We start from the raw sequence: 7347 nt of genomic DNA, 5'->3' as shown, positions 1-7347 counted from the left end.
TCGCCGCCGTCAGCGTCGTCTTGCCGTGGTCAACGTGGCCAATCGTGCCAATGTTAACGTGCGGTTTGTTGCGTTCGAACTTTGCCTTCGCCATGATGGGCCCCTGACTTGAAGGGGGCCCGTGACGGGGCCCCGGAATTGCATCGCGGGCCGTCTAACTGTCGGGCGCGACCTTGGCAAGCCCGCGCCGCGCGTACTCGGGGTCGGATATCAGTTGTCGGTATCGTCAATTCGGGCAGGCGGTGCAGACCCGGCCGGAAGGCCGATCAGCGTCGGATTCCGCAGCATCCAGGACTGCACCTTCTTCGCCATGTTGCGGCAAAGGGTCTGCAGTTGCTCATCGGCATCCTTGACCAGGCCGGATCCGAGCAGGAGCGTCTCGGCCCCCTCGAATGTCGAAATCTGCTCGGGGCCAGCCAATTTCTCTTGCGGGTTCGCGCGCCAAAGGTTTGCCGAGACGACCAGAATCGACTTCGGCGTCAGAACGATCGGAATGCCGGGAGGTGCGAGGGCATACCCGTCGATGTTGAGCGCGATGACGTAGCCGGTGCCGCCGCGATAGTCCCCAAAGCGCCGCTCGATCTCCGTGGTCAAGACGGTCTTCAACTGCTCGGGCGTGGCGTTGCGTGTCGGCGGGATTTTCTTGGCATTTTCCGAGACGACGACGGTGAACGCCAGCTCGAAGTCGCCCATCGGCGGCAACTCCTCGTCCAGAGGGTCAGAAACTGAGCAGGCAGTCACGCTTGCCGCTGCCAGGCCGGTTGCGCCGAAAGTGCGTCTATTCATCTTGAGTGTCATCGCAGGCCCCTTTTGCATCTCGGTGGTAGCCATCCTCCTCCGCGGAGGCAAGGAAAGCCATCAGCCACAGATGCCGCGTAGCGCGGCCCAGTCCTTGGGCGTAAGCGCTGGCTGACCAATATCGGGATCGCCTATCCGGGCCGACGCCTCGATCCTAGCGGTCAGTTGAGGATGGCTGGAAAAGTGGGCGATCAGGCCGTCGGTCTCGCCCCAGATATCGCGCATTCGGGTGAAGAACGTGCCCATTGCCGAAGGCGGCAAGCCAGCTTGCGTCAGCTGATCGTAGGCGAAACCATCGGCACGCGTCTCGGCACCGCGCGAGTAATTCGCTGAAAGCGCCTGCCCCGCGACGGTGGACATCAGACCACCGCCGGTCAGATCGCCCACCAAAACCGCAAGCACCGCCTGGCTACTGGCCGCTTGCAGCGTATGACGGACGGGATCGTCGTGAACGACATGACCCAATTCATGCGCGAAGACGGCGGCGACCTCTTCGGGCGATTGTGCCGTCTGGATCAGCGAGTCGAGGAAGGTAATCCGGCCGCCCGCCACGGCGTATGCGTTGAGCACGGGGCTTTCGCGGTCGTCCAGCACCGCGACCTGTAGGGGATAGGGCAGATCCACATCCGCCGCGACCCGTGCCACCAGCCGGTCAAGCGCCGCCCGCCCCGCGGGGTCGTTGCATTCGCGAAGCGGATCGATGCCCGGACTGAACAACTCCCGGGTCATCTGATAATGGGTTTCGCCCATGGCGACTTCCGCCTCGGGGTTCATGAAACCGGCAAGCACACCGGCCAGGGCGGGCAAGACCGCAAAAACGAGGGCCGCCAGCGCAGCGCTCCCAGCCCCGGCAACGATCAGGGCGCGCGGCCAGAGCGCCGGAGCTTCCAGGTTGCGCGACGCGCCACGCCCCAGGATCGGCAACAGCGTTTCGGCCCCTTCCGCATTCAGGAACAACCGGGCCGCCCGGTTCAACGATAGGCCCAGTACCAGCGGGCCGGGGGCCTGATCGGACAGCTGGCGCACGTCCTCGACCTCCCAATGCACGACACTGCCCTGCGCCGGCTCAATCACGAGGACCCGCCCGTGGTAGGAGACATCAACCGTGATGCGGACCCGTCGTTTTAAAGCGCGTACCCCATCCACATAGTCGCCCCACACTTCGAAGCTCATATTCCTGACCCCATGTCGAACAGGTTTGCGAAGCCGTCGGCGTCAGCCATATGCGCCTTCTCCCCGTGTTGGACGCGGCTGATCTCGGTCGGGTTGCCGACAACCATTGTCGCTGCCCCATGACGGAACAGCGGGAACGACACCATCGCGATCTTGAGCGCCCCGCGCAGGACAAAGAACGTCAGAAAGAACAGAACCAAGACCGCCGCGATCAGATACGGCGAAGCCTCGCTCAGCAATTCGAGGTCGAAGTTGACCGTCGCCCCGGCCGCGAAGAACCCGAACGCGAACAAAAGCCCGACGAAGGCAGCAAGCATTAGCATGCCGGTTAAAATCCAGCCCAACAGGTGAATTCCGATGACACGCCACGTCGACAGGTTCATCCGGATCACGACTTCGTCGCCCAGCCGCAGCCCGGAGGCCAGTATCCCGAAAGATTTCACACGCCAGCGAATCCAGAATACGCCGAGGGCGGGGAGTGTCAGCACCAGCCCGACCGGCGCATAGCTGAATCCGTATTGCGCCATCCCAATGAAAATTGCCGAGACATATGCGCAGGCAAGGACTGGCGCGAAAAGAGGATAGAGCGCGCCGGCCGGCGTATCGAAGGCGAAGGGCACGTCGCCGTACAGCGTCCGTTCCGCGCGGTATTTCCATAGGCGATGCGTGCGCAACGGGATCAGAAGACCCGCAGTGAGCACCGCACCCAGCGACCAGAGCACCGCGCGCACGGCATAGCCCCCCGCCCCCGGCACCATCGAAAAGGCAATGCCGCGCCAGCGGGTGTGATTGAGCAGGTATCTCTGCCCACGGTAGACCGAGAACCAGAATACCGGCAGCAGAAGGCCGAACGCCACGACCGTGCCCAGCGTCGCCTCACCGGTCAAGTTGAGCGAGGCGAAGATCAGCAGCATCACCACAAGGCCCAGATATACCGCCACGATGACTGCCGCGATGACAAAGCCCATCAGCTTTTCCAACGGCCGACCCGCATATTCGAACGGCAGGCCGTCGATCTGCAACGACGACCATAGCCAGCGGCGGATGCGTGTGCGGGCCCAGAAACTGTAGAGCCCAAGGGTCAGGACAGTCAGGCCCGTTGTCTTGAGAACAAGCACCAGAAGATCGGTCCGGGTCCCGCTCATTCTTGCGGGGAGATGGTCTGCGGCAACCATGTCTCAGCCGAAACGGTTGTCGCGCGGGAAGCCTCGCGGAGCCATGCGCCCGGCTTGCGCCCGCGTTCCCAGCCATTCGGTCAGGTCCGGTTCGTGCCGTGTACGACCCGCCGGATCCGACCATGACAGACCATCGGCCAAGGTGATGACCTTCGCGTCGGCCAGCCCGCCGTCCTTGAACTTCTGCAGGCGCACGCCCTTGCCGCGCGGCATCTCGGGCAGATCGGCGAGCGGAAAGACCAACATCTTTCGATTGTCCCCGATACAGGCCACGTGGTCGCCCTCGGCCGCGACGGGCTTGAGAGCGGTGACACCGTTCTTGACGGTCATCACGGCCTTGCCCGCCCTGCGCATGGCAACCATTTCGTCCTCGGGCACGACGAAACCGTCGCCCGCGCTGGAGGCAAGCAAAAGCTTGCGGCCCGCCTTGTGGATCAGGATATCGACGATCTCGGTCTCGTTCGGCAGGTCGATCATCAGGCGTAACGGCTCGCCCATGCCGCGGCCGCCGGGCAGGGAATTCGCCATCATGGTGAAGGCCCGCCCGTCACTGCCCCAGACGATCAGCTTGTCTGTAGTTTCGGCATGGAACATGTAGGCCGGCCCGTCGCCATCCTTGAATTTCAATTCTTTATCGAGTGCGACATGCCCAGACAGAGCACGGACCCAGCCCATCCTGGAACATACAACAGTTACCGGCTCCCGCTCGATCATCGCCTCCAGCGGGACATCGGCAACCTCTACGGCCTCAGCGAAATCACTGCGGCGGCGGCCCAGCTCGGTGGCCTTGCCGAACTGCTTGCGCACGTCGCGCAGTTCGTCCGAAATCGTCTTCCACTGAATATCGTCGCTCTCCAGCAGATCCTGTAGGCCCGCCCGCTCCTCCATCAGGGCATCGCGTTCCCTGAGCAACGCCATCTCCTCCAGCCGCCGCAAGGCCCGCAGGCGCATGTTCAGGATGGCTTCGGATTGCACTTCGGTAAGCGTGGCCTGACGGTCGGTCGGCAGCGGCGATTGGTAGTCGGCCTCGTCCGCCGCGCGGGGGCGGCCTTCGCCCCATGGCTCGTGCATCAGCGCCTCTTTCGGGGCGTCGTCATAGCGAATGATATCGATGACCCGGTCGAGGTTCAGGTAGGCGATGATGAAGCCTTCAAGCACCTCCAACCTGTGGTCGATCTTCTCCATCCGGTAAGCCGAGCGGCGGAGGAGCACGTCGCGCCGGTGGTCGAGGAACGCCTGCAGCACCTCGCGCAGACCACAGACGCGGGGCGTCACGCCATCGATCAGTACATTCATGTTAAGACTGAAACGCGTTTCAAGCTCGGACATACGATAGAGCGTGTTCATCAGGACGTCCGGATCGACATTTCGCGACTTCGGTTCCAGCACGATGCGGATGTCGTCGGCGCTCTCGTCCCGGATATCGCCCAGGATCGGCACCTTCTTCGCCAGCACCAGTTCGGCCAACTTTTCGATCAGCTTGCCCTTCTGTACCTGGTAAGGAATCTCGGTGACGATGATCTGCCACTGGCCCTTGCCCAGATCCTCGATGTGGTGCCGCGCCCGTACGCGGAACGCGCCCCGTCCGGTGCGGTAGGCCTCAAGGATGTTCTCCCGCGGCTCCACAATAATGCCGCCGGTTGGAAAATCTGGCCCCGGAATATGGTCGAGCAGGGTTTCATCGCGAGCATTCGGTGACTTGATCAGATGCAGGCAAGCGGCGATCAACTCATCGAGGTTGTGGGGCGGAATATTCGTCGCCATCCCAACGGCAATTCCTGACGCGCCGTTCGCCAGAAGGTTCGGATAGGCCGCCGGCAGAACGATCGGCTCCTGCAAGGTTCCGTCGTAGTTATCGCGGAAGTCGACGGCATTTTCGTCCAACCCCTGCAGCAGCGCCTCGGCGGCTGCGGTCATCCGCGCCTCGGTGTACCGCGCGGCGGCCGGGTTGTCGCCGTCGATGTTTCCGAAGTTGCCCTGACCGTCGACCAGCGGATACCGAACCGCGAAATCCTGTGCCAGGCGCGCCATGGCGTCATAAATCGCGGCATCACCATGCGGGTGATAGTTGCCCATTACATCGCCCGAGATCTTGGCCGATTTACGAAAGCCCCCGGTCGACGACAGGCGCAGCTCCCGCATGGCGTACAGGATACGACGGTGCACCGGCTTCAGACCGTCACGGGCGTCCGGCAGCGCGCGGTGCATGATCGTGGACAGCGCATAGGTCAGATAGCGGTCGCCGATCGCGCGCCGCAGTGGCTCGCGCACGACGTCTCCGGCAACCGGTGGCATATCGTCAGTGTCGTTCGTATCACTCATACCCGATGATGTATCGGCGGGGCCTCGGCCACACAAGCAACGGTCTCCGCTCCGATCAGCGATCAGGGTATTTTTGCAAGCATTTTCATGCTAACATAAATAAAATTTGACAGAACCGCTGACACGGTCGAAACGTCCCTGAATTGGACTGCCGATCACGACGTCCGGGGGAATTTTACAATGTTTAAAATGACTTTTGCCCTTGCCGTGGCACTCTATTCGGTCTTTGTGATCTGGGGGACGCCGTCCGAACGCCTGACGACCGAGCGCGGGCCCCGTGACGTGGAGGTTGCTTCCGCAACGGTCGAATATGACACGCCAGTCATGATAACAAGCCAGGCGCAGGATGGGGCCGCCGTTACGCGCGCGGCCGTCATGGACATTCTGGTACCCGATGCAGCCACCGTCGCGGCCTCGGCCCCCGCGCCGGAAAGCATGCGCAACGCCCCACGTCAGATCGGTGAGCCCGTCGTTGTAAGCTTGGTCCAGCCCGATGCCTCCTCTGCTACGGCAACCGAATCCGAAGTCGAGACGCTCTACATCGTATCCGGAAGCCGCGTGAACTTGCGCTCCGGCCCTTCCACCGCCGACGCCGTTATCGACAGCCTTCCCGGCGGAACACTGACCCAGATCATCGGGCAAGAGCTGGACGGCTGGATTCAGGTACGGGACGTCACCTCCGGTCTAACCGGCTACATGGCTGCCCGCTTTCTCGAACCGGCATAAACTCCGTCCGATCCTGTATATACGGACGCGCCCCTCGGAACTGTGCCAGGTTACATTTCCGTGTCCTGCTGATATCGCGGTCGCATGACACGCTCCATCCTGATCACGGGTGCCTCGACTGGCATCGGATACGACGCAGCCAAGACGCTTCATGCACGGGGCTGGCAGGTTTTTGCGTCGTGCCGCAAGCTTGAGGACTGCACGCGTCTAGAGGAGGAAGGCCTTGCGTCCCCATTGCTCGACTATGAGGATCCCGCCACCATCGAGGCCGGGCTGGCGCATGTCCTCAACGCGACGGGTGGGACATTGGATGCGCTGTTCAACAACGGGGCCTACGCCATTCCCGGCCTTGTCGAAGATCTGCCGATCGACGCCCTGCGCGCCACGTTCGAGGCCAATTTCTTCGGCTGGCACGATCTGACCCGCCGGGTCATTCCGGTCATGCGGGCCCAAGGGCATGGGCGGATCGTGCAAAATTCCAGCGTTCTTGGCTTTGCCGCCGCGCCTTGGCGGGGGGCGTACAATGCCACGAAATTCGCGTTGGAGGGCCTGACCGACACACTCCGGATCGAGATGTCCGGAACGGGTATCGACGTCATACTGATCGAACCCGGTCCGATCACGTCCCGGTTCCGCGCCAACGCGAGTATGCAATTCGAGCGTTGGATCGACTGGAAGACCTCGGTCCGGCGCGCGGATTATGAGCAGGTATTGCAACGGCTGCACCGCGAAGGGTCAGGCAAGTTCGAGCTACCTGCGAGTGCGGTGACCCGCGTCCTGATCCATGCCATAGAAAGCCCACGGCCCAAGGCGCGCTATCGTGTCACGGTGCCAACAACACTGGCGATGCTCATGAAACGCGCTCTGCCAACTCGGCTAATGGATAGAATCGTCTCGAATTCCTGACGCAGCGACTTAGTTCACCAACCAAACAATGATAGGAGCCGATATGCGTGACGATCCCCTTTTCTACGTCGTGGCAGGTGCGTGCCTGCTGGTTCTGGTAATCCTTATGACCGGTATCGGCGGCTTCGCCAAAGGTGGTGAATTCAATCAGAAATATGCCAACAAGATCATGCGTCTGCGCATCATCGCGCAGTTTGTCGCGGTGGTCCTGCTGGTGGGTTTTGTCTGGCTTCGTTCGAAAGGCTGA

At 62.1% G+C, this 7347-nt stretch carries 8 protein-coding genes; 3 read left to right on the top strand and 5 right to left on the bottom strand.

The genetic code is table 11. The annotated features are described in order from the left end of the window. The 5 genes from BLV27_RS16950 to BLV27_RS16930 form a co-directional block, all read right to left on the bottom strand. Window positions 1–94, bottom strand: a 94-nt coding sequence (locus tag BLV27_RS16950) for a GTP-binding protein (RefSeq protein ID WP_018590913.1), incomplete at its 3' end; no start/stop codon positions are given. A 116-nt stretch (window positions 95–210) separates the two neighbouring features. Beyond that, on the bottom strand, window positions 211–786 hold the full coding sequence (locus BLV27_RS16945; RefSeq protein WP_139176718.1) for a hypothetical protein: 576 nt from the start codon (window positions 784–786) through the stop codon (window positions 211–213). A gap of 72 nt (window positions 787–858) precedes the next feature. Next, window positions 859–1971 carry a M48 family metallopeptidase gene (locus BLV27_RS16940; RefSeq protein ID WP_092647680.1) on the bottom strand — a complete coding sequence of 371 codons (1113 nt, stop codon included), beginning with the start codon at window positions 1969–1971 and terminating at the stop codon, window positions 859–861. Continuing rightward, entirely contained in the window at window positions 1968–3116 is a 1149-nt protein-coding gene (locus tag BLV27_RS16935) for a DUF898 family protein (protein ID WP_170831497.1), read from the bottom strand. The genes BLV27_RS16940 and BLV27_RS16935 overlap by 4 nt, the downstream gene beginning before the upstream one ends. A gap of 33 nt (window positions 3117–3149) precedes the next feature. After that, window positions 3150–5468, bottom strand: coding sequence for a DNA topoisomerase IV subunit A (locus BLV27_RS16930; RefSeq protein ID WP_092647678.1), 2319 nt, complete (start codon window positions 5466–5468; stop codon window positions 3150–3152). Window positions 5469–5648: 180 nt separating this feature from the next. Here BLV27_RS16930 and BLV27_RS16925 point away from each other — a divergent pair, with 180 nt between their 5' ends. The 3 genes from BLV27_RS16925 (at window position 5649) to BLV27_RS16915 (ending at window position 7347) form a co-directional block, all read left to right on the top strand. Beyond that, complete coding sequence (locus BLV27_RS16925) at window positions 5649–6194, top strand: SH3 domain-containing protein (RefSeq protein WP_092647677.1); 546 nt, start codon at window positions 5649–5651, stop codon at window positions 6192–6194. An 84-nt stretch (window positions 6195–6278) separates the two neighbouring features. Next, on the top strand, window positions 6279–7100 hold the full coding sequence (locus BLV27_RS16920; protein ID WP_092647676.1) for an SDR family oxidoreductase: 822 nt from the start codon (window positions 6279–6281) through the stop codon (window positions 7098–7100). A gap of 43 nt (window positions 7101–7143) precedes the next feature. Continuing rightward, window positions 7144–7347 (top strand): twin transmembrane helix small protein, encoded by a 204-nt coding sequence (locus BLV27_RS16915; RefSeq protein WP_092647675.1) that lies wholly within the window; start codon window positions 7144–7146, stop codon window positions 7345–7347.

The sequence above is a fragment of the Jannaschia faecimaris genome (genome assembly GCF_900107415.1).
Classification (GTDB): domain Bacteria; phylum Pseudomonadota; class Alphaproteobacteria; order Rhodobacterales; family Rhodobacteraceae; genus Jannaschia; species Jannaschia faecimaris.
Note: the sequence above shows the minus strand (reverse complement) of the source record. Positions and strands in the feature narration are given on the sequence as shown.